We start from the raw sequence: 21,208 nt of genomic DNA on the forward strand, positions 1-21,208 counted from the left end.
TTATCGATCATCGGCAAAACATTCCCATCCAGTCAGCTTTGTTTTGCATGTGGTTATCGCAATAAGGATGTAAAAAACTTAAACCTGCGAGAATGGATATGCCCAATTTGCGGCATGTATCATGATCGAGATGAAAACGCGGCCAAAAATATCCTTAGAGAAGGATTAAGGCTGGCAGGATAAATTTCTTTGCCGCGGGACACGCGGTTTAAGCTTGGGGAGTACACGGCATAAGCCGGTATGATGAACCTGGAATCCCCTGGATTCATCCAAGGGGAGTGTCAAAGAGTACTGGGGGAACTATTCTGACTATCTTCGCCAAAAAGAGGAAGAACGCCAAAGCCAGGCTGCGAGATACGAACAATTTGTTGCTGAACGGGACAGATTAGAACGAGCCGCTGAGGAAAAGCGCAAGCAGGCACGCAAAATTGATCGCAAAGAGAAAGGAGCAGCAAAGAAAAATAGTTCCGAAAGCGGCGGGCGTTTAGGACATCAGAAAACCATGGGGAGCAAGCAAAAAACACTGTTTAATGCCGCTAAGTCCATGGAACACAGGATTGCTGCTTTGGGGGAGGCGGAAGCTCCGGAAGCCATCCGCACCATTCGTTTTCGACAGAGTAAAGCCCTTGAACTTCATAATCCCTATCCGATTATGGGTAGAGAAATCAACAAAAGGTTTGGAGATAAGGTATTATTGGAAAACGCATCGTTCAACATCCCCCTTGGGGCCAAAGCAGCACTGACAGGAGGGAATGGTTCCGGAAAAACAACCTTGATTCAAATGATATTAAACCGTGAAGAGGGTATCTCAATTTCTCCTAAGGCTGAAATAGGTTACTTTGCCCAAAACGGTTATAAGTACAACCGTAATCAGGAGGTCATGGAATTTATTCAGGAGGATTGTGATTACACTATATCGGAAATCCGTTCAGTTCTGGCCTCGATGGGTTTTGTCCAAAAAGATATTGGCAAAAAGTTAGCGGTTTTAAGCGGCGGCGAAATGATTAAATTGCAGCTGGCTAAAATGGTTATGGGCAGGTATAATATCCTGTTAATGGACGAACCGAGCAACTTTCTTGATCTGCCCGGCTTAGAGGCCTTGGAAGTACTGATGAAGGGATATGCGGGAACTATCGTGTTTATCACCCATGACCAGCGGCTGCTTGATAATGTGGCTGACCTGGTTTATGAAATCAAAGATAATAAATTGAACTTAATCCGGTAAATTGATTTACTGAGTCTATAAGATTTGAAAAAGGAGGAAGCATTCTATGCCCGGACCGGATAAGAAAAAACTTTATCCCAATGAAAAGATAAAGACGGTTTGCTATATAAGTAATCTGCCTAAAAGACCCAATGTGGAGATTGGGGAATACACTTATTATAGCGATAACAAAAAATCTCCGGAGAAATTCTATGATAATATAGAACACCACTACGAATTCCTGGGGGATAAACTGATCATTGGCAAGTTCTGTGCCATTGCCGAGGGTGTTAAGTTTATCATGAATGGCGCAAACCACAGAATGGATGGAATTACAACCTATCCCTTTAATATCTTTGCAAATGGGTGGGAAAAGGTCACTCCTGCAAGAGAGGATCTGCCTTTCAAGGGGGACACGGTGATTGGCAACGATGTTTGGCTAGGGCAAAATGTTACGATCATGCCGGGTGTTAAAGTTGGTGATGGTGCTATTATTGCCGCTAACTCGACTGTGACAAAAAATATTGAGCCTTATACAATATATGGCGGTAACCCAGCCAAATTTATTAAGAAACGATTCAGTGATGAAAAAGTTGAGTTCTTACTAAAGCTTCAATGGTGGAACTGGGATGAAGAGAAGATATTTGATAATCTTGAAAAGCTAACATCGGAAGCTGGTTTAGTTTACGGGTGAGCCAGTAGAAAAGAACAAGAAAAAATAGCCCCGCAACATCTTTAGGGGTAGTTCGTGACAGAGTGCGGTTGGCGGAACTTTCAGCGAGCCTTTAGGCTCAGCCTGTACCCAGCCCTTATAGGGCTAGAGCAAACCACCCGCTGAGCGGGTGGATGGGGATCAACGGACACCCCGGAGAGGTATGGCATTATCCCGGGTTATCCGTTTCAATATCCATATTTGTTCTAATCGCAGGCGGATATTCCTGCAGCGTCTTAACCATATTGGTCGCAATCTCCAAGGCCTTTTTCCGGTTGATTTCCTTCCGCGCCGTGTCTATCCTGCTCTGGGCAACGAGTGTTTTCAACAGCTCATTATAGGCGCTGAGCATGTTGTCGCGGTGCAGGGCAAATTGCTCGTCGTACTTCCTGTTTTCGGCGGTTGGCAGCACGGTTTTGGGCTGTATTTTTCTAAGCTTTTGGGTTACCCTTACGATCGGGACCAGTTCCTCGCGCTGTTTCTTTTCCTGAACAGCCGCCTGCAGTTCCCGTTTGCTCATATTTTCAACATCGTGGCAAGCCATAAATTCTTCCCGCTCCTCCGCCGGAATGCCCAGGAGGACGACCGCCTGGGAGAAACTAAGATTCGAATCCAGATTCGAATCTGGCAAGTCCTCGCCGGGGGAGGCGAGTTTGGACCCGAATTCCCGGTAGATCCGCATCAGGTGCTCGGCTGTCCGCTGGGAATAACTGACTTCTTCCTTCAGCCATTTCCCCCATTCCCCATACGGAAGCACTGCCTTGGCCTCCGTCAGGCAGTGCCCGATTTGAACGCAGTTTTGGAGTATGATTTTGTCGGTCCGGCTTTTAATTAAGTTAATCTCGGAGGCGATTTGCGCCGACGTTCGGGCAGATAATACAACACTCATTCTGGTTATACTCCCTTTACTGGTGATATTTTACAGAACATGCTATAAAATATTCCGGTCCCCAGGCGAGTGTGAGAGCTTCAGTAAATACGGCAGGCGGGCGTTACGCTATGTTACAAATATCGACAGACTGCGCTATTTGCGGAGAATATATGAGTATATTGCAGTCGCCTTGATTGAACCTGAGATTGCAGCAGGGCAAGTGCTAAGCAGAGAGTATTTAACACATATACAAAATAAAAAGAGTATTTCATTATATTTTCTATAAAAAATAGCGGGAAAGGAATAGCAGAACAGGATTTGCCGAAAGTTTTTGACAGATTCTATAGAGCAGACCCCGCCAGAACACAGGAAACCGAAGGGTATGGCTTAGGGTTGTCAATTGCGAAAACAACGTCAACACCTCATAACCTGAATAAATTAAGTAAAGGCAGGCTGTATACTAATTTGCAGTCTGCCTTTTTTATTTTCCAAAGTCTTATGGAGACAACTGAAGATAATAATTTTTAGGCGCTTATTTTTGACAAAAAGAAGGAAAACAAAGAAAATTGAAGAATCTTTCGAATGGGTTTAATTTCTGCTGGTAAAACCAGAGGTGACACAACATCAGTCGAATATCGGACCAGTTTAAAAAGGGGGTTGGAAAATGAGTAAAGAAACAAAGAATCTAAGTTGCGCAGACTGCGGACCTGTAAATTGCTATAGGAGAGAAAAAAGCTTTCCGCAATTCTGCCTCACAACGAATACTGATAGTGAAATGATCGAAGAAGCGAATAGGCTTTATCTAAAGGATGAGTTTGTTTCTAAGTTCTCCCATGCGGCAGCAGAAATTGAGGGGACATACTTTGGTAAGATAACTCGTGTAGAGGAAATTATTCTCTTTGCTAAAAGAATCGAAGCAAAAAAAATTGGGATCGCAACTTGTGTTGGATTAATGAGTGAAGCTAAAACCTTTGCAAAAATACTTAATGCAAAAGGGCTGGAAAGTTATTGTGTGATCTGTAAAGTAAGCTCAACTGACAAAACAGAAATCGGAATAGACGAAGAGTTTAAAATTAAAAAGGGCAGTCATGAATCCTTATGTAATCCTGTTTTGCAGGCAAAGTTACTTAATAAAGAAAAGACAGACTTAAATGTGATAGTCGGGCTATGTGTTGGTCATGACTCAATATTTATTAAGTACTCAGAGGCACCTGTGACAACGCTTATTACTAAGGATCGTGTACTTGCTCATAATCCTGCAGGAGCATTATATACAAGTGGATTTTACTATACGAGATTGCTTGAGGAAAACGATAGCGAATAAAAGAACACATCCCCCTAATTCAGGGGGATGTGAAGGTTATTGAATTTTAGCTTATATAGTATGATAAAAAGATGACAATGAAAAGTGTGAAAATTAAAAATAAAATTATTATGGAATAACAGATGCGATCTTATCCGAGAAGTATATTTACGGTTTTTTTAAAATTTCAGAATAATTAATATACTATTTGGAAGTGATGCAAGAAAGTGGTGAATAGTCAATAGATTGGGAAATGGCGGGGGATGAACTATGTTTGAACCTATGATTGCGTTATTAAAGAGGAAGCAGCGAACGCTCGTTTTTACTGAGGGATCTGATCCCAGGATTCTTGAGGCAGCAAGTCGCCTGCATAAGGAAGGTATCCTCGTGCCAATACTTCTCGGCAATCACTCTGAGGTAGAAGCTGGGGCCGAAGACATCGGTTGGCCTGTAGACGGGATTGAAATTATTGATCCCCTCACCTATGCAGGTATCGATAGAATGGCTGCTGAATTGTATGCCCTGAGAAAGGGAAAAGTGGATGAGGCTACTTGCCGTGCTCTTTTGTCAAAAGCCAATTATTTTGGCATCATGCTCGTAAAGATGGGTTATGCCGACGCTCTCCTGGGCGGAGCCACTTATTCCACGGCTGATACGGTTCGCCCCGCTTTGCAGATTATTAAGACAAAGCCTGGCAATAAGCTTGTCTCAAGCTGTTTTGTTCTGCACCGCTCTACTCCGGATGGCGAGGAAACATATCTCATGGCCGATTGCGCTATCAACGTTAAACCCACAGAGGATGAGTTGGTTGAAATTGCTGTGGAAACAGCGAGAACAGCAAGGTATTTTGCTGTAGACCCGAAGGTGGCTATGCTTTCCTACAGTACATTAGGCTCCGGTAAAGGTGAGACTGTCGATATGATGCGTAATGCTGTGGAAAAATTAAAAGCAATGAGCCTTGATTTTCCAGTCGACGGTGAGCTGCAATTTGATGCAGCTTTCTCTCCTGTTGTTGCTAAAACAAAAGCTTTTGATTCGCCAGTAGCGGGTCAGGCTAACACCTTCATTTTCCCGGATCTTAATTCAGGGAACATCAGTTATAAAATAGCGCAGCGACTAGGAAATTTTGATGCTTTCGGTCCGATTCTCCAGGGTCTGAACGCTCCTGTTAATGACCTTTCAAGGGGGTGCACTGCCGAAGAGGTTTACAAGATGGGTATAATCACTGCCAGTCTTAAGTAATGGCTAACTCAAAACCGGGAAGTTATTCAAAACAAAGGCAGGTTTATTCGAGCTGTTAATCATGCAGATGAGAAAAAATGTAAAACAGCTATTTCCAGAACGGACAAGTCAACACTTATAAAGAAGATAGCACAACTCATACTTACCTTTATCCTAAAAGTCTTGCCGCCTGAATAATAATATATTGCGATTTATTGCAATATGCGAAGGCTTGCAACATGCTAATAACAAGATCTGCAGCGAAAGGTCGCGGTAAGAGTGGAGTATCTGACAATAAAGGAAGTCGGTGAAAAATGGGGACTCGGCAATAGAATAGTGACGTTGTATTGTGCGGAGGGCCGTATCGAGGGTGCAACAAAAAAAGGAAATCTGTGGCTCATCCCAAAAGATGCTCCGAAACCAGATGACGGAAGGCGGAAAAAAACTCGTATTTTGAGAGAAACGGCTGAAGCATGTGAAAAAGATAATCGTAAATCAAAGGAAGATATACAAAACAGCTTTGCTTTGCCGTTTGAATCACTGAACGCAAATGATGCTATGCTTTCAAGAATTATAGAATTTTTCCCCTATCCCATTCATGTTTACTCTCCGGATGGAATGATGGTATTAACGAATGAAGCGTGTCTAAGGGTGATGCATATACCCTCTAAAGATCATATCGTTGGAAAATTCAATGTCTTGAAAGATACTGTCATTGATAAGTGGGGAGAAGAAGTCAGAGCACAAATCGCAAGGTCATTTCAAGGAGAAATCGTACATTTTCAAAATTTGAACATGCCAATCCGAGGGATTATTGATCGCTTTGAGACGGGCGAATTATGTTTTGACAGCTGCTATCAGAACATCATCTGTTACCCAATTTATGACGATCAGGATCGACTGGCCTATGTGGTGCATGTCTTTGTTACATCCAAGCTGTATGATGGCAAAGAGGAAATGGTGAAGGCGAAGGAATACATAGAAAACAATTGGCTGGAGGACTTCGACATAGATGAATTGGTAAGCGTTGTGAAGCTGAGCAGATACCACTTTACCAGGCTTTTTAAAAAGCATACAGGCATGACACCATACGGTTATTATCAGGATGTCAAGGTTTGCAAAATCAAGGAAAGGCTATGTGATAAAAACCTGTCTGTGACGCAGGCTTTCGAAAGCTGCGGCGTGGATTATGATGGAAATTTCTCGAGAGTATTCAAAGCAAAGGTAGGTATGACACCTTCTCAATACCGAAATTCAGTAATTTAGACCTGAAAACCACAGGAAAAAGGGCTTCCATCGTTATATGGAGGCTCTTTTTGTTTGCAATGTAGCCATAAATTACGGAAACTCAGCACTGGATTACTATCTCGATCCCTATAACGGTTATATATTTGATTTGCAGCAAGCACATAGGGGAGGTGAGTACCTGCGGTGAAAGAAAAAAAGACAAAAGAGCAGGCCATTGAGGCGCTTGTCGAGCCGCTAAATACCCTGCGAAAAGAAAAGCATGTCCAGGATATGGTGGTGGGTCGATTTCAGGAGCTGATTCTGGAGGAGGGATTATTCTCGCAGACAATCCGAGAATTTATCTACCCCATGGCAGTCTTTCGGCAGGATGGTACTATAGTGTTTGTCAGCAATGCGTTAACGGAAGAAACAGGGTTATATATAACCGAATCATGTGTAAAAATGCATAATATTTTAAACCGTATTACCGACTCAAACTTTCAGATTCTTGATGCTGTAGAGGATGTATTTTCTGGGAAAACCAGCTTTCTAACGAATCTATTTGATCCACTGGCGATGTTTATCAGAGAAAGTTCCAGTAAGCAGGCAGATTGCTCAAAGCATCAAAGCGCAATTTTCTTTCCCATCGCAGAAGATGGAGGCCAAATTACTCACGGCGCTGTGATATTCATTAAGTAGGGGGGATGTTTATGAAAAAGTATTTTAGAATAGCTGGATTAGAAGCAATCCTGCTCTGTCTGATTCTCGTGCTGGCAGCTTGCGGCGCAGATAAAACGAGTCAGAGCGGTGGTGCAACCCAAAACAAAGGGAATGCGCAGAATGAACCTTCTATTAATCTCGGAGAGGATTTAAAGTGGCCAAAGGATCTTATGGGGAATCTCCCTGAACCCAAAGGGAAAATCACCGCTGTCATTAGGGATGAAGCAACAAAGCAATGCACGGTGACCTTTGTAGAAATGTCCAAAGAAGAGGCTGGTGCGTATGCGAAAAAGATTGAGGAACTTGGCTATGCGGGAGGTTTGAAGGTAGCTGCTGACGATCTGATCTCCGCAAACGGCGAGGATACAACCGGTGCAAGAGTCGATTTTTTATACAATGTAAGTCCAAAGGAAGGTGTGATCTCCTTCCGGCACAAAGACACAGCTAAAGACAGCGCTGGCGGGACATCTTCTGCCAGGCCTGTGGATATGACGGATTTGGCTGCCTGGCCCTCCGAGTATATGATCGGAATTCCTGAGTTGGAGGGGAAAATTATTGATGTCCTGAAAAACGGCGAGTCTGTTTCCGTGGATTTGGAATATGTCGAAAAAGCCGATTTTGAAAACTACGTAAAACAACTGAAGGAGAATGGCTATACCCAAGACATCGATGAAACCGGCAGTCTAAGCGCCATTGATTTCAGGGCTTATAACGAAAGCGGCGATTGGGTACACGCTTATTGGACTTCCGGTGAAGATAAAAATCTGGCAAGCGTAATTATGGAAAAAGTGAAATAAACAATTTGATTTCCGCTTGGAAATCAGGTTGCCGTATTTTTCCAAAATAGATGATGACTGGGAAAGATCGGACGGCGGCTAATCAGAATTACTTAAAAAGCACGTGGGGGAGTGAAAATGAAAAAAATACTCGCAATGTCTTTGCTCTCCATTCTTTTTTTGACCCTTGTCACTGGGTGCAAAAGCAGCGAATTGTCAGAACAGGAACCGGTACAAATAAATGATTTGGGCGATGTGTCCTTCACATTAAGTAAAACAACCGTATCGGAGGAATACAGACCGTCCCAGGGAGCGAAAACCTTGAGCCTCGCCGATCCGGACGGAAACGAATGGCAGCTTGTAATTCCGCAGAATGCATTGATGTATGACGAAACAATATCGATGCAGTTGGTAAGTGATGTCAAGCAGGATGTCTTAAATGGAAACAAAATCGGAGGTGTGGTGCTGAAACCAGAAGGGCTGCATTTTATCAATCCTGTTTATCTCAATGTAAGGGGGCCCCTCGTATCTGAGCAGTCTTGTGTGTTAGGAGGGACATCTGAGGGAAAGGCTTTAAATTTTTCAAAAGCAGTATTTTCCAATAATACCCTTATTGCCGAAATTGAGCATTTTTCTTCCTACTTCACCTACACGCCAACCTCGGAGCAGGAGCTGCAGGAGCTTGCTGAAAAAGCAGAGGCAGACTATGCCGAAACAATCAAAGAAGTAAAGGCTTTTTTAAAAACGCCTGTTTCCGTTCCTCCCATTCCGCCCAATTTTGAATTTACCTGCGACATACTGTCGGAAAGGCGGCCGGTCAGTCTCTACATCAGTCTGGTCATGCAGCCGGAAAAGGATTTGATCGTAAAAATGCTTGCAGCTGGCAACCGAACCCATCTGATGGGCGGCAGTGAAGAATCCATTGAGTATGCGCGGCAATTGCAGGAACGGCTGATCAAAAAGGTGGACAAATTGATCCGTACCTATAAAAACGACAATGAGAAATTAGTACCGGTGATGAACCTGTCATTTATCGTGCTGAAAGCGGCCCACAGATTGGGGATGGACGCCTCTTTTAATCCGTATTTTGAAACTTTCTCCGACTGGATGGAGAGATCCGCCGAAGAGCAGGTCGAAAGGATAAAGAAAAACCACAACTACACGGCGTTATGCAAGGTAATGGCCTTGCTGCAGGGGAGGGCAATTATAGCTCAGGACTTTAATCAAACCATGGAACTTTCGGAGAAATTCAAGGAGAAGCTGCGGGATGCTCTCACCTTTACGCTTTCGATTGAAGGGGAAGTGACAGATACGGACAGTGAGGGCGACACATCGGTCTGGAAAACGTCGGGTGAAGTGTTGCTTGAGTTTGATATGGAGACCTTCACGCATAAAAGACAGTTTTTGACCGGAGGGGGTCAGTGTGAATTTACGGACTACACCTTAAACGGTAAGCGGGATACAAAGCTTGCAAACTCACCCACTGAAGTAAAGGCGCATGCTTATCTCATAAGTACCGATAAAGATAAATACGAAATAAAGCTGTCAATAAACAGAATAGCTCCTGACACAATTAATTACACAGCGTCAGATGGATTTCAGTTTTCATTAAACGGCAACCATTACCTTTACGCTAATCTTTTCTCAGAAAACTATGATGGAATAAACTTTTCAATACCTATGAATTTAAAAAATGGCTTAGATCAAATGACAGAAGCTATCAGAGGCACAGAAGAAAGCAGCACGGGTATTTACGAGTTTACGCTCAAGCATACGCCAAGATAGGGAGTGCGAAATGGATTAGGGATTCATTCTCCTCTGTTTTTACTGACAGAAGAGAATACCAAATAAATTTGAAAAGGAGAATCATTATGAGAAAAAGATCCTTTAAAACCCTTACCTCTTTGGCGGCGGCGCTTATCATGACCGCCTTGTTTTCCACCACCGCCTTCGCGGCACTTCCAGAGGGTGTTCCCGGAGCAATTGAGCCGCCCATGGTGGAAAAAATCGAGCCTAAAAACGATGAGAGCGGTAAGCCTTATTTTTTGCTGGAAGTGAAGATACCTCAAAGCGTTCTGGAACTTGACAAGACCCGCCCCACCGATGGCGCCGTATTCCTTGACTACTATGTGAGTATCGACAAGGGAGCGTTTGAGAAATGGGACGGAGGATATCTGGATGTCATTACAGAGAACGAAGATGCCTCTGTGGCTGGGAAATCCGGCAGCTATCAGGTCAGCGTTTACCCTGTGATAGATGAAAGTGTCAGTGCGATCGATATCTCCAAGCATACCTACGATTTAAAACTGCAGCTCTTTTATCAATACTACTATGGAGAGGGCGCTGGCGAGTGGGACTATATCTACTCGGCATTTTCCAACCAGGTGGCGATTGGAGCAGTCCCGCCTCAGAAGCCGGCAGACCAGCCACAAACAGCGCCAAAGCCGGAACAACAAACTCCCTCTGTAACTCCCGCTGTAGCTCCCTCTCTAGCTCAATCCTCCGTAGTTCCGGTGGACAAAACGGAAACCAAGCTCGACGATGTGCCTAAGACCGGCGATGATAGTCTACTGTATCTTGTGTTCCCTGCAGCGAATCTTTTGCTTGGAGCAACGGTCATTTTTGCCAAACGTGCTCTCAAAAAAGCATAATATATAGAAAATGCAGAAAGGCGGTGGTCGGCATAAAACGTAAACTGTGGATTATCGCCGCCGTCATTTCTGCCTCTCTGTTCGCCGTATGTGCGGGAATTTTGGCAAGCAGTTTTATGGAACATAGAGCGCTGCAATGGGAAATGGATGCCCTGAGGAAGGCAAAAAGCACCGCCGCAATGTCGCCATGCGATATGCCGAAGGCTTTTCTACCGGAGCCATCCTCCGCCCTGTTACCACAGCACCCTGTCATACTTCCGGGGCTAAAAATGCTATACGAGCAAAACAACGACATGATCGGTTGGCTTGCGATTGACGGCACGGAAATTGATTACCCTGTTATGCAAACGCCTGATAATGAGGGGTACTATCTTGACAGAGGCTTTGATAAGAATGCCAAAAAAAATGGTCTGCCAATTTTGGACACAGCCTGTGATTTTATGTGGCCGAGCGACAATCTGATCATCCATGGTCACAATATGAGAAACGGAGCGATGTTTGCAGGGCTGTTCGCCTATAAGGACGAAATGTTTTGCAGGGAGCATCCGTTCATCCGTTTCGATACCCTATACCGCCCAGGTAATTACCGCATTGTCGCTGTGTTTTATTCCAAGGTATACAATAAAACCGAGCAGGTATTTAAGTATTATCAGTTCACAGATGCCGAGGATCAGGAAAGCTACAATCAATTTATTAAAAGCATCAAGGCGCTGTCGCTGTATGACACCGGAAGTGTTCCTGAATATGGCGATGAACTTATTACGCTGTCCACATGCAGTTATCACACAGAAAATGGGCGTTTTGTCGTGGTAGCAAAAAGAGACGCAGAAGACGAGATGAGGTAAATGCCGCTTAGATATGAACGATCTTAATAAGAACGAGGTGAAACGACTGATGAAACATAAGATGATTGCGGTAACACTGATGCTCTGTTTTATGTTCTCTCTCTCGGGATGCGGGGAAACAGTCACGGGAAAGGATAGTGAGGGTGTAGAACAACCTACCGCTGAAGGCGGTTGGGTTATTAAAATCGATCAAACTATAACGGCTCCGTATATGGGCAGTTTAGGTGGGCAGAGCGAAATTATGTCGGAAAACATAATGAGGATGATTGCCACCAACCATAACGATTCCCCTTATGATGGCCAATTTACCGGGACAGCTTATATTACCAGTTTCACTGATATGAAGAAAAAATTGGAGGATCCGGAAAATATCGATTTCTTAGAGTATAAGACCAGCCATGAGGCACATGGTTTTACATTTGTATTGAAACCAACTGATCTTGCCGCTCTTACACAAGACGATAAAATAGATGAAAGACTTGCTGATGTGTCTACGGCCGAGTTCCTTATGCCCACAAAAGGAGAAAATCCAGCCACTGTAAAAGGTTCTGCAGGGGGTTACCAATTTGCATGGGGTGATAAGCTGGATTTTTCGCTTACATGTGTTATGCAGCAAACAAATAATATAATTGAGCTTGAAACAGATATGTTTGGAATCTTTGTAGGAACGATTAAAAGATTGAGCGAGGACGAATTAGATTTTGAAATAGCACCGCTTACACCTTCTGAGTCGGCGAAAACACAATAATTCAACAATTAGGGTCCTGCCAAAAGGCAGGGACTGAAAGCCAAAGGATCTACGCGCTCACCAAGCGCTATGATAGACTGGCTGCCGAAAGTTACACGTAAAAACAGGGGGGCATAATGATGTCTGTGGACATTCAGTGAAAAGGCAGCTCCTTTTCACTTTTGAAAACAATGAGAGAGTAAAATTTGCTGAAATAGCAAATTTTACTCTCTTACTTGTTTTTATGGACACCAAAAAGGGGTTCTTGTCGTTCTTTTCAATAGCCACTAGTTTTTTATGATTGGCACATAGATTCATACCTCTGTGACCTGATGAAGGGCTTTTGGTTATGTTTCTCACGATAAAATTGTCAAATGCCAAACTTACTAGTATCATAATAATGGATACGTGACATTCAGGCCTAAAGGGGCTGTGATTTTGAGAAACTGACAAACAGAAGGATTTGAAATAGATTATGGGCAAATTAGTCATTGGAATATTAGCACATGTGGATGCAGGCAAGACGACATTGTCTGAAAGTCTGCTTTATCTGAGCGGAAAAATAGGCAGATTAGGCAGGGTGGACAATAAGGATGCTTATTTAGATACCTATGATCTAGAGAGAGCAAGAGGAATCACCATTTTCTCCAAGCAGGCGATCTTCGAAATAGGTGAGACTCAGATTACCTTACTAGATACCCCGGGACACGTAGATTTTTCGGCTGAAATGGAGAGAACACTTCAGGTGCTGGATTATGCCATTTTAGTGATAAGCGGTGCGGATGGGGTGCAGGGGCATACCAAAACACTATGGCGGCTCCTTCACACGTATAGGATACCGGTTTTTCTATTCATCAATAAGATGGATCAGAATGGGACGGATAAGGACAAGTTAATGAAAGAATTGAAAAATCAGTTGGATGATGGGTGTATTGAATTTGGAGAAGTACAGACGGAGGATTTCTATGACCAACTGGCCATGTGTGAAGAAATAATGATGGAAACCTTTCTGGCAACGGGACATATTGAAACTTCCCAGATTAAAAGAGCGGTCACTGGGCGCAAAGTTTTCCCCTGCTTTTTTGGTTCCGCTTTAAAATTAGAGGGCGTTGAGCAATTTATGCAGGGTATTGTGAAGTATGCCATGACCCCTTCTTATCCCGATCAATTCGGGGCTAAAATATTCAAAGTAGCAAGAGACGAGCAGGGGAACCGTCTTACGTATATGAAGCTTACAGGTGGAAGACTCAAGGTGAAAGATGTCTTAACGAATAAGATCTGGAAAGAGAAAGTTAATCAAATTCGTATCTATTCCGGACAGAAATTCGAGGCAGTGAATGAGATAGAGGCAGGTTCTGTATGCTCAGTAACAGGACTTAGCCAAGCCAGGCCCGGAGAAGGTTTAGGGATAGAGGAAGCTTCAGATACTCCAGTATTGGAACCCGTGCTGTCCTATCAGATTCTTCTGCCCCAAGGGTGTGACCCAAGAGTGATGCTTCCTAAGCTGCGTCAGATTGAAGAGGAAGAGCCGGAACTTCATATTGGCTGGGATGAACAGCTGCAGGAAATACAGGCACAGATTATGGGAGAGGTACAGATTGAAATTCTGCAGAGTCTTATACAAAGCCGTTTTGGTGTGGGTGTGGCCTTCGATGAAGGAAGGATTGTCTATAAGGAGACGATTGCTAATGTCGTCGAAGGGGTGGGGCACTTCGAGCCCTTGCGTCATTATGCGGAGGTCCACCTGATACTCACGCCGGGTGAGCCGGGAAGCGGTCTGCAGTTTGGGGCGGAATGCAGTGAGGATAGCTTAAGTAAAAGCTGGCAAAGGCTTATTTTAACCCATCTGGAAGAAAAGGCCCATAAAGGAGTTCTGACTGGGGCGGCAATCACAGATATGAAAATAACTTTAGTTTCAGGTCGAGCACACAATAAACATACCGATGGAGGAGACTTTAGAGAGGCTACCTATCGTGCAGTGCGCCAGGGGTTAAAGGAGGCTAAGTCCATATTGCTGGAGCCGTTTTATGCTTTTCAGCTGGAATTGCCCGCAAAAATGGTGGGAAGAGCTATGAGTGACATCGAGAAAATGGACGGCACGTGCGAAATATCCGAGACCAATGGTGAGACAGCAGTTCTGATGGGGAGTGCCCCCGTTGTAACCATGAGGAATTATCAGAAAGAGGTAATGGCCTACACCAAAGGACTGGGCAGGTTGTTTTGCAGCCTGAAAGGGTACGAGCCATGCCATAATGCAGACGAGGTCATAGAAAATACCGGCTATGATTCGGAAAGGGACCTGGTAAATCCGACAGGATCGGTATTCTGTGCCCATGGTTCGGGCTTTTTGGTGGAATGGGATGCCGTCAAGGATTATATGCATGTTGAAAGCTATCTTCGGCAAGAAGACTCGTCGATAGAAACAGCCCTAAACCAGGCCTCATACACTGAAGAGCGGTGGATCAGTTTAGAGGAGATTGACCAAATTATCAATAAAACTTTCTATGCAAACCAAGGGAAGAAATCTGCCTGGAAAACCCGCAAAACAGCCCGGGACAGTTATTATGAACCGGTTACCTATGTCGGAGAGAAGGAAAACAAAGAAGAGTATCTCCTTGTGGACGGTTATAATATTATCCACGCATGGCCTGAACTGAAAGAGCTTGCAGAGGATAATATGGATGGTGCCAGAATGAAATTGATTGATACTCTAAGTAATTATCAGGGGATTCGAAAATGCCGGATTATTGTTGTGTTTGATGCTTATCGTGTTCAGGGGCATTTTGAGGAAGTAATGGACTATCATAATATCCATTTGGTATATACCAGGGAGGCACAAACGGCGGACCAGTATATCGAAAAGTTCGCCTATGTTAATCAGAAGAAATATAATATTACAGTTGCAACCTCAGATGGTTTACAGCAACTCATTATCAGGGGGGCGGGAGGCGCCTTATTATCCGCCAGAGAACTGAAGGTTGAGATCGAAGGGGCTAATGAAAGACTAAAGCAGGAATATCAAGAGGCAAAGGGAATAGATCGTAATTATCTGGTAGATGCATTGTCTCCTGTCGCGAAACAGCAGATTAAAGAAATAGTTAACAAAGAAAATGATCAGTAAATCTTAATCCTCGAAGTCACAGAGAGGATTAAGATTTCCAGCAGGTTGAGGAGGAAATATATGTTTCAGTCACGTCAGCGTTTTATATTCTACGTCTCAGGTATTGTTATCATGACCTTCGGGATAGCATTAACAATTCGTTCGTTAATGGGAACCTCCCCATTTGACGCACTCCTAGTAGGATTATTTCAGACCTTTGGATTAACGATTGGAAGTTGGGAAATTGTTGTAGGTCTAGCTCTGGTATTATTTAATGCAGCAGCTCAGCGCCGAAAGCCTGAATATTTCGCCTTACTTACCTCTTTGATTACGGGTATGGGAATAGACCTTTGGCTTTTTGTATTGGGCGATTTGATTAGTCCTATAACATTGTTTGGTCAAGCTTCTTGCTTAATACTTGGAGTAGGGTTTGTGGGTTTAGGAGTTGCAGTTAATTTACAAGCTGACTTTGCACCAAATCCCATGGATCGATCTATGCTAGTCATCAATGAATTAACGGGTCTTAATGTCGCAATTTCACGGGCACTAGTGAGCCTTGTCCTTGTAATACTTGCTTTCCTATTTAGCGGCCCTATCGGTATCGGCACATTATTTTCTGCCCTTATCACCGGGGTATTTATTAAATTTTTTATGCACTACACAACGCGTTTAAACAAGAATATGAACACCTATCTTAAGAGCATAACTCCCTAAAAAACCACAACCTGGTGTTTGATGCCTGACACCAACTTATCTCAAGGTTTAGCGAGAACTAGCTGAAATATACCGCAGTACTGACTAACAAAGACCGATCAAATGATGATCGGTCTTTGTTAGTCAGTACTTTAATGATCATTTGAAGGCCGCTGAAATGATTTGTAGGCCGGTCACTTCGTTTAATTTCGCACCTTCCAAACCAGCATCAGTCAACCAATTGGTATACTGCTCCAAGGTCCAAGTACCGCCATTCGTCGTATTGACGTGTCTCACAGCATGAATGACAAGCAGTATTAGTCGCGCAAGGATTTGAGAGTGCTAAATACATTTTCAGAAACGACACTTGTACCACCTAAGACGACGATTTTCTTGGGTGAAAGGGTGTTGAGGTAGACCGAGCTTAATTTCTCAGGGATCTCGTTTGGTTTAACTAAAACGATAGGGGATAGGGCCGAACCAGCAAAAATTGAACCGGCTAGAGCATCAGGAAAATTTGTACCAGTTGCCACAAAAAGATTAGGACTTAGGTCACCAAAGAGAGCATCGGCTATCATAGCTGAGGTTTCATACTGGTCAAAGCCTCCAAAACGTCGGAAGTTTGCATCTGGGAAAAGATCTTGGAGTTGTCGCTCAACCTGAGCACTAACCGCACCCACTCCCCCAACTATCGTAATTTCGGTTGGTTTAAGATCTTTGAGATAGGCTAGAGGCTCAGCGGGGATGTTGTTCTTCTGAACGAGAACCATTGGGATACCTAGGGCAGAAGCATAAGGGGATATCGACAGAGAATCCGGGAAATTTTCTCCGGTAGTGATGATGACTTCCCCGCCTCCAGAAGGCATAATTTGTTTAGCGATCTTGGCAGCAGTTCCATAACTAGTTACACCAGCAAGACGCTGAACAGTAAAGTGGTAATATGGCTCATCTTTTAGCTCAGCTTCAAGAGCTGAAGATACGACTGCTGTTCCGCCAAGAATATAGATTTTACCCTCTGGGATTAGAACTCGTTTAATCTCGTCGATTATTTTCTGATTATCACCATAAGGGTCAACCAGCAAAAGAGGCGCATTTTCTAACACACTGAGGCTTGCTCCGGCTAAAGCATCTGGGAAATTATAGCCGGTAGCAACTAGAACGGCATTAGTACTAAAATCAGCAGGAAACATTTTTTGAGAAATAGCGATAGAGGTATCAAATCGGTCATAACCAGCAAGTCTGGTACTGGTTGGAAGAAGGGTGTCCACTACCGGACTAGGGGTAGTCGTGAGCTTAGTTCCGGTACCATTTCCTAAAATCCCTTGTATATTATTACCCCAGGTTAAAATTGTGCCATCAGTCGTTAAGGCGATATAATTACCTGGTCCGGCAGAAATTCCTTGAACATTAGTTAGGCCGGGCACCTGTGTCGGGCTTAATAATATATCATAACCGAGAGGAGAGTGATTTGATGGCTTGGTACGATCGATACCCCAAACCCATACAGTTCCGTCCTGGAGTGTAGCCATTGTATGACCACTTCCTGCGGTTATGACTTTGACGTTAGTAAGGCCTGAGACTTGAACAGGTATAGCCCAATTGTTCGTTGTTCCATCAAAGAAGTTATGCCTGTTGAAGGCTATGTAGATTCTGAAATGTTCGAAGAGGATGGAGTTATGACCTCGTCCTTAAGGACTACTACAATGAAGATAAGTGGGATGCAGCAGACTTACTTTGTAAGTTAAAAATCAATTCCGAAGGAATCATTCAAGTTGTTGAACACGATATTCCCCCTCTCTTTAACGATATAAACAAAAAAATAGCTCTATTGCTTTCAGGTCTTGTTGGGAAGAAGTTGGATTATAAAGTTAAGGATGGCAATATTGACCCCCTTGAGACGGTGGTTGATTATTTGTATGACGAAACGAAAGGTTTATAATAGGTTGAAATTCTCGTGTATTCTGTTGACTTTAGATGCAGACTTAAGCGAATGATGATTTTAGTCTTTGCAGCTGGGGACTTTATAAAGTACGGAGAGAATGGGTCAAAAATGTATAAAGGAAAGTGACAAGGATATATAGCTGAGATTTGCTACGGTTTATTGGAGCATTAAGTTTAACATATGCTCGATAATTGAATTTTATCTAAATTTAGAGTAGAGGAAGTTGTGTTTTAAATACACCGCTTCCTTTTATGCTTATTAATATGGGTATTTACTAAAAAAACTTTAATCATAAGAAAGAAGCACAGGATAGAATGAATATTCCGGCTTACATGTTAACATGTAAACCGCTGTTTGAAAGGCCCTTTGAGCATCTTTTTAAATTACAAGTTGACAATTAGTTTAAAGTTTCTAAATGTTTTATTTATAGACAAAAGACTTTTTTTATGTACTTTAACGTGACAGATGGTATTCAGATATTAAAATAAAAAGAGTTGAGTTTACTCAATAAGCATTTTGTAAGAAAGGAGCTCTATCTAAATTTCTCAAAAATTGTTTTATAAGAAAAAGTTATTACCCATGTTAGAGATTAGTTTAACAAATCATAGTTATATTGTTCAACTCGTGAGGTAATTGTTCTTTCCTTGAGAGGGAAACTCGTCATAATACTCCAAGATTTAATTGTACTAAACAACTATTATTTAATTGCCCAACGTGTATATAAGTGCAAAAGTTCACAAAAACAAGTGAATACTTTCACCTATTAGACAATTCTAAAAATATCTAAATAATGTTTGCAAAGAGAGTTCAATAAAAAAAGGTGGTAAAACACATGGCAAGCAAAGTAGGACGAGTAAAAAGTTTGTCCAGACGTTCTTTCCTTAAGTTTGTTGGAGGAGCAAGTTTAGTCGGTGTAACGTTAAACTTGACTGGTTGTGGCAAACCAATTACACCCGATAAAGCAATTGGTGGAAACGGCTGGATGCCGACCCAATACAATGCACCAGGCAACTGGCCAACCAGCGTTCGCGGTCGCGTTCCAATTGATCCAGAGAACCCGGCTATTGTCAGAGATGACCAAAAGTGTATTCTTTGTGGCCAATGTATCGAAGTATGTGAGAAAATTCAATCGGTTTTTGGAAATTATGAACTACCCATTAAAAAGGAATTCGTTTGTGTAAATTGTGGCCAATGTATTCAATGGTGCCCATCCGGAGCAATTTCAGAACGGGATGATGTTAATAGAGTATTCAAAGCTCTCGCAGATCCAAACGTCACAGTTGTAGTGCAGACTGCGCCGGCAACTCGTATTGGTCTGGGCGAAGAATTTGGTATGCCTGTAGGAACTAATGTTCAGGGCAAACAAGTTGCCGCCTTGAGAAAATTAGGGTTTGACGTAGTTTTTGATACTAACTTCACAGCTGACCTGACCATTATGGAAGAAGGCACAGAGCTTGTTAAGCGTGTCACCGGCGAATTGCATCACCCTATTCCGCAGATGACATCATGCTGCCCGGGCTGGGTTAAGTTTGTGGAATATTTTTATCCTGAGCTTATTCCTAATTTATCATCAGCCAAGTCTCCTCAGCAGATGGAAGGGGCTTTAATTAAAACCTATTTCGCAGAAAAGAAAGAAGTAGATCCTAAAAAGATCTTTTCAGTTGCCATCATGCCTTGTACAGCCAAGAAATTTGAATGTCAACGCCCGGAAATGAATTCAGCCAGCAAAGAGTTAAATGACAGTAATGTTTCCCCTGATGTAGATGTAGTTCTTACAACAAGGGAACTTGCCAGAATGATCAAGCGATCGGGTATCGATTTCGCATCTCTTCCAGAAGAGGAGTATGATAAGTTGATGGGTACCGGAACAGGTGCAGGAGTAATTTTCGGCACGACCGGCGGCGTTATGGAAGCTGCAGTGCGTTCTGCCTATTACCTGATAACCGGGCAACAGCCACCCGCGGCGCTTTGGAATTTAACCCCGGTAAGAGGAATGCAGGGTGTTAAAGAAGCAGCAGTTAATATTCCAGGTGTTGGAGATGTAAAAGTTGCTGTAATTTCCGGTCTGGCTAATGCCAGAAAGGTAATGGATCAGATGAAAGCAGGTCATGCTCCCTGGGCCTTCATGGAAATAATGGCTTGTCCCGGAGGGTGTGAATATGGCGGCGGTCAACCCCGTGCTTCATCACCTCCTTCAGACGAAGATCGCAATAGACGTGCTGCGTCTTTATACAATATTGATGCCAAGGCAAAACTGCGCAACAGTCACGATAATCCCGAGATCAAACAAATCTATGCCGATTTCTTAACCGCTCCGATGAGCGAAAAAGCAGAAGAACTTCTGCATACACATTATGTTTCCAGAGCTGATGATTTTATTCCTAAAAAGTCCGAAGAAAACAAACTATATTAAGTTTAGGAGGTGGAAAAAATGGCAAAGGGAGTACTCGTAGATATACCGAAATGTATAGGTTGTGAAAGCTGTTCAGTCGCCTGTAAATTGTGGAACGAACTTGAATGGGATGAGCAGGAGAAGAACAAGACTGCTATCGACAGAGCAAAGGAACCAAACAATGGCTTATGGCCTGAAGAATGGACATCAATAAATCGTTATGACCTGGAGAAGGACAGCGAATCCGTCGCACGATATGTCAAAACCCAATGTATGCACTGTGAAGATCCTGCCTGTGTATCATCATGTTTCTCCAAGGCATTCCAGAAGCTTCCTGAAGGACCGGTTATCTATGACCAGAGTCTGTGTGTAGGTTGCCGCTACTGCATGATGGCATGTCCATTTGACGTACTGAGATACGAATGGAAGAAAGCCATTCCTGGAGTAAGGAAATGCCAGATGTGCGCCACAAGAGTTGCTAATAACCAGGAAACCGCATGTACCTCAGTGTGCCCGACAGGAGCAATTATCTTTGGGGACAGAGAGGAATTGCTGGCCGAAGCAAAAAAGAGAATTAAAGAAAACGGTTATGTCGATAGAGTATTTGGAGAGAAAGAAGCAGGAGGAACTTCCTGGCTATATATCTCGGATACGCCATTTGAGCAGATGAGATTCAGAACGGATATAACATCCAAGCCGTTGCCTTCTTATACAGAAGGATATATGAAAGCTACACCATTTGTGGGAGTCGGCTGGGCGGCCATATTAGCCGGATTATATGTATATAACAATAAGGGCAAGGAACCTCTAGATTAATACAGCAA

19 protein-coding genes and 1 riboswitch are annotated in these 21,208 nt (G+C 43.2%); of the genes, 17 read left to right on the forward strand and 2 right to left on the reverse strand.

Translation table 11 applies throughout. The annotated features are described in order from the left end of the window. From BUB11_RS24520 to BUB11_RS24530, 3 genes are all read left to right on the forward strand, one after another. On the forward strand, positions 1-183 hold a 183-nt coding region (locus tag BUB11_RS24520; RefSeq protein WP_143187709.1), incomplete at its 5' end, for a zinc ribbon domain-containing protein. A 319-nt stretch (positions 184-502) separates the two neighbouring features. Continuing rightward, positions 503-1,225: an ATP-binding cassette domain-containing protein gene (locus tag BUB11_RS24525; protein ID WP_427846334.1), complete on the forward strand. Its 723-nt coding sequence runs from the start codon at positions 503-505 to the stop codon at positions 1,223-1,225. Between the two features lie 46 nt (positions 1,226-1,271). Next, entirely contained in the window at positions 1,272-1,898 is a 627-nt protein-coding gene (locus BUB11_RS24530) for a Vat family streptogramin A O-acetyltransferase (protein ID WP_073033067.1), read from the forward strand. 187 nt (positions 1,899-2,085) lie between these two features. On the opposite strand, the gene BUB11_RS24535 is transcribed toward BUB11_RS24530, so the two are convergent. Then, positions 2,086-2,805, reverse strand: coding sequence for a DUF3102 domain-containing protein (locus BUB11_RS24535; protein ID WP_073033068.1), 720 nt, complete (start codon positions 2,803-2,805; stop codon positions 2,086-2,088). A gap of 264 nt (positions 2,806-3,069) precedes the next feature. On the opposite strand from BUB11_RS24535, the gene BUB11_RS28985 reads away from it, so the two are divergent. The 12 genes from BUB11_RS28985 (at position 3,070) to BUB11_RS24595 (ending at position 16,071) form a co-directional block, all read left to right on the forward strand. Then, positions 3,070-3,315 (forward strand): ATP-binding protein, encoded by a 246-nt coding sequence (locus BUB11_RS28985; protein WP_427846335.1) that lies wholly within the window; start codon positions 3,070-3,072, stop codon positions 3,313-3,315. Between the two features lie 136 nt (positions 3,316-3,451). After that, positions 3,452-4,111 (forward strand): DUF1847 domain-containing protein, encoded by a 660-nt coding sequence (locus tag BUB11_RS24545; protein ID WP_073033070.1) that lies wholly within the window; start codon positions 3,452-3,454, stop codon positions 4,109-4,111. A gap of 249 nt (positions 4,112-4,360) precedes the next feature. Beyond that, entirely contained in the window at positions 4,361-5,332 is a 972-nt protein-coding gene (gene pta, locus BUB11_RS24550; protein ID WP_073033072.1) for a phosphate acetyltransferase, read from the forward strand. A 258-nt stretch (positions 5,333-5,590) separates the two neighbouring features. Beyond that, the gene (locus BUB11_RS24555; protein ID WP_073033074.1) at positions 5,591-6,577 is read left to right on the forward strand and encodes a helix-turn-helix domain-containing protein; all 987 of its coding nucleotides are present in this window, start codon (positions 5,591-5,593) and stop codon (positions 6,575-6,577) included. Between the two features lie 165 nt (positions 6,578-6,742). Next, complete coding sequence (locus BUB11_RS24560; protein ID WP_073033075.1) at positions 6,743-7,237, forward strand: hypothetical protein; 495 nt, start codon at positions 6,743-6,745, stop codon at positions 7,235-7,237. A gap of 11 nt (positions 7,238-7,248) precedes the next feature. Then, a complete protein-coding gene (locus tag BUB11_RS24565; RefSeq protein WP_073033076.1) occupies positions 7,249-8,055 on the forward strand; it encodes a hypothetical protein in 807 nt (268 codons plus the stop codon). A gap of 117 nt (positions 8,056-8,172) precedes the next feature. Further along, positions 8,173-9,819, forward strand: coding sequence for a hypothetical protein (locus tag BUB11_RS24570; protein ID WP_073033077.1), 1,647 nt, complete (start codon positions 8,173-8,175; stop codon positions 9,817-9,819). 86 nt (positions 9,820-9,905) lie between these two features. Then, a complete protein-coding gene (locus BUB11_RS24575; protein WP_073033078.1) occupies positions 9,906-10,685 on the forward strand; it encodes a hypothetical protein in 780 nt (259 codons plus the stop codon). Between the two features lie 23 nt (positions 10,686-10,708). Further along, positions 10,709-11,530 carry a class B sortase gene (locus BUB11_RS24580; RefSeq protein WP_242947745.1) on the forward strand — a complete coding sequence of 274 codons (822 nt, stop codon included), beginning with the start codon at positions 10,709-10,711 and terminating at the stop codon, positions 11,528-11,530. A 49-nt stretch (positions 11,531-11,579) separates the two neighbouring features. Next, positions 11,580-12,278 carry a hypothetical protein gene (locus tag BUB11_RS24585; RefSeq protein ID WP_073033079.1) on the forward strand — a complete coding sequence of 233 codons (699 nt, stop codon included), beginning with the start codon at positions 11,580-11,582 and terminating at the stop codon, positions 12,276-12,278. A 2-nt stretch (positions 12,279-12,280) separates the two neighbouring features. Further along, a riboswitch (cyclic di-GMP riboswitch) is annotated at positions 12,281-12,367 on the forward strand. Positions 12,368-12,732: 365 nt separating this feature from the next. Then, on the forward strand, positions 12,733-15,378 hold the full coding sequence (locus BUB11_RS24590; protein ID WP_073033080.1) for a translation factor GTPase family protein: 2,646 nt from the start codon (positions 12,733-12,735) through the stop codon (positions 15,376-15,378). Positions 15,379-15,438: 60 nt separating this feature from the next. After that, positions 15,439-16,071: a YczE/YyaS/YitT family protein gene (locus BUB11_RS24595; protein ID WP_073033081.1), complete on the forward strand. Its 633-nt coding sequence runs from the start codon at positions 15,439-15,441 to the stop codon at positions 16,069-16,071. A gap of 296 nt (positions 16,072-16,367) precedes the next feature. On the opposite strand, the gene BUB11_RS24600 is transcribed toward BUB11_RS24595, so the two are convergent. Then, positions 16,368-17,720, reverse strand: a complete 1,353-nt coding sequence (locus tag BUB11_RS24600; protein ID WP_427846336.1) for a cell wall-binding repeat-containing protein — start codon at positions 17,718-17,720, stop codon at positions 16,368-16,370. Between the two features lie 1,104 nt (positions 17,721-18,824). On the opposite strand from BUB11_RS24600, the gene BUB11_RS24610 reads away from it, so the two are divergent. Next, on the forward strand, positions 18,825-20,405 hold the full coding sequence (locus BUB11_RS24610) for a [FeFe] hydrogenase, group A (protein WP_073033084.1): 1,581 nt from the start codon (positions 18,825-18,827) through the stop codon (positions 20,403-20,405). Positions 20,406-20,423: 18 nt separating this feature from the next. Continuing rightward, complete coding sequence (locus BUB11_RS24615; protein WP_073033086.1) at positions 20,424-21,200, forward strand: 4Fe-4S dicluster domain-containing protein; 777 nt, start codon at positions 20,424-20,426, stop codon at positions 21,198-21,200. Positions 21,201-21,208: the final 8 nt, after the last annotated feature.

This window comes from Desulfosporosinus lacus DSM 15449 (assembly GCF_900129935.1).
GTDB lineage: Bacteria > Bacillota > Desulfitobacteriia > Desulfitobacteriales > Desulfitobacteriaceae > Desulfosporosinus > Desulfosporosinus lacus.

Excerpts from the sequence above, each read along its gene's own strand:
- BUB11_RS24545 (WP_073033070.1), top strand. The coding sequence starts at position 3,452 with ATGAGTAAAGAAACAAAGAATCTAAGTTGCGCAGACTGCGGACCTGTA.
- BUB11_RS24595 (WP_073033081.1), top strand. The coding sequence starts at position 15,439 with ATGTTTCAGTCACGTCAGCGTTTTATATTCTACGTCTCAGGTATTGTT.
- BUB11_RS24525 (WP_427846334.1), top strand. The coding sequence starts at position 503 with ATGGGGAGCAAGCAAAAAACACTGTTTAATGCCGCTAAGTCCATGGAA.
- BUB11_RS24530 (WP_073033067.1), top strand. The coding sequence starts at position 1,272 with ATGCCCGGACCGGATAAGAAAAAACTTTATCCCAATGAAAAGATAAAG.
- BUB11_RS24535 (WP_073033068.1), bottom strand. The coding sequence starts at position 2,805 with ATGAGTGTTGTATTATCTGCCCGAACGTCGGCGCAAATCGCCTCCGAG.
- BUB11_RS24615 (WP_073033086.1), top strand. The coding sequence starts at position 20,424 with ATGGCAAAGGGAGTACTCGTAGATATACCGAAATGTATAGGTTGTGAA.
- BUB11_RS24610 (WP_073033084.1), top strand. The coding sequence starts at position 18,825 with ATGGCAAGCAAAGTAGGACGAGTAAAAAGTTTGTCCAGACGTTCTTTC.
- BUB11_RS24575 (WP_073033078.1), top strand. The coding sequence starts at position 9,906 with ATGAGAAAAAGATCCTTTAAAACCCTTACCTCTTTGGCGGCGGCGCTT.
- BUB11_RS24570 (WP_073033077.1), top strand. The coding sequence starts at position 8,173 with ATGAAAAAAATACTCGCAATGTCTTTGCTCTCCATTCTTTTTTTGACC.
- BUB11_RS24565 (WP_073033076.1), top strand. The coding sequence starts at position 7,249 with ATGAAAAAGTATTTTAGAATAGCTGGATTAGAAGCAATCCTGCTCTGT.
- pta (WP_073033072.1), top strand. The coding sequence starts at position 4,361 with ATGTTTGAACCTATGATTGCGTTATTAAAGAGGAAGCAGCGAACGCTC.
- BUB11_RS24585 (WP_073033079.1), top strand. The coding sequence starts at position 11,580 with ATGAAACATAAGATGATTGCGGTAACACTGATGCTCTGTTTTATGTTC.
- BUB11_RS24590 (WP_073033080.1), top strand. The coding sequence starts at position 12,733 with ATGGGCAAATTAGTCATTGGAATATTAGCACATGTGGATGCAGGCAAG.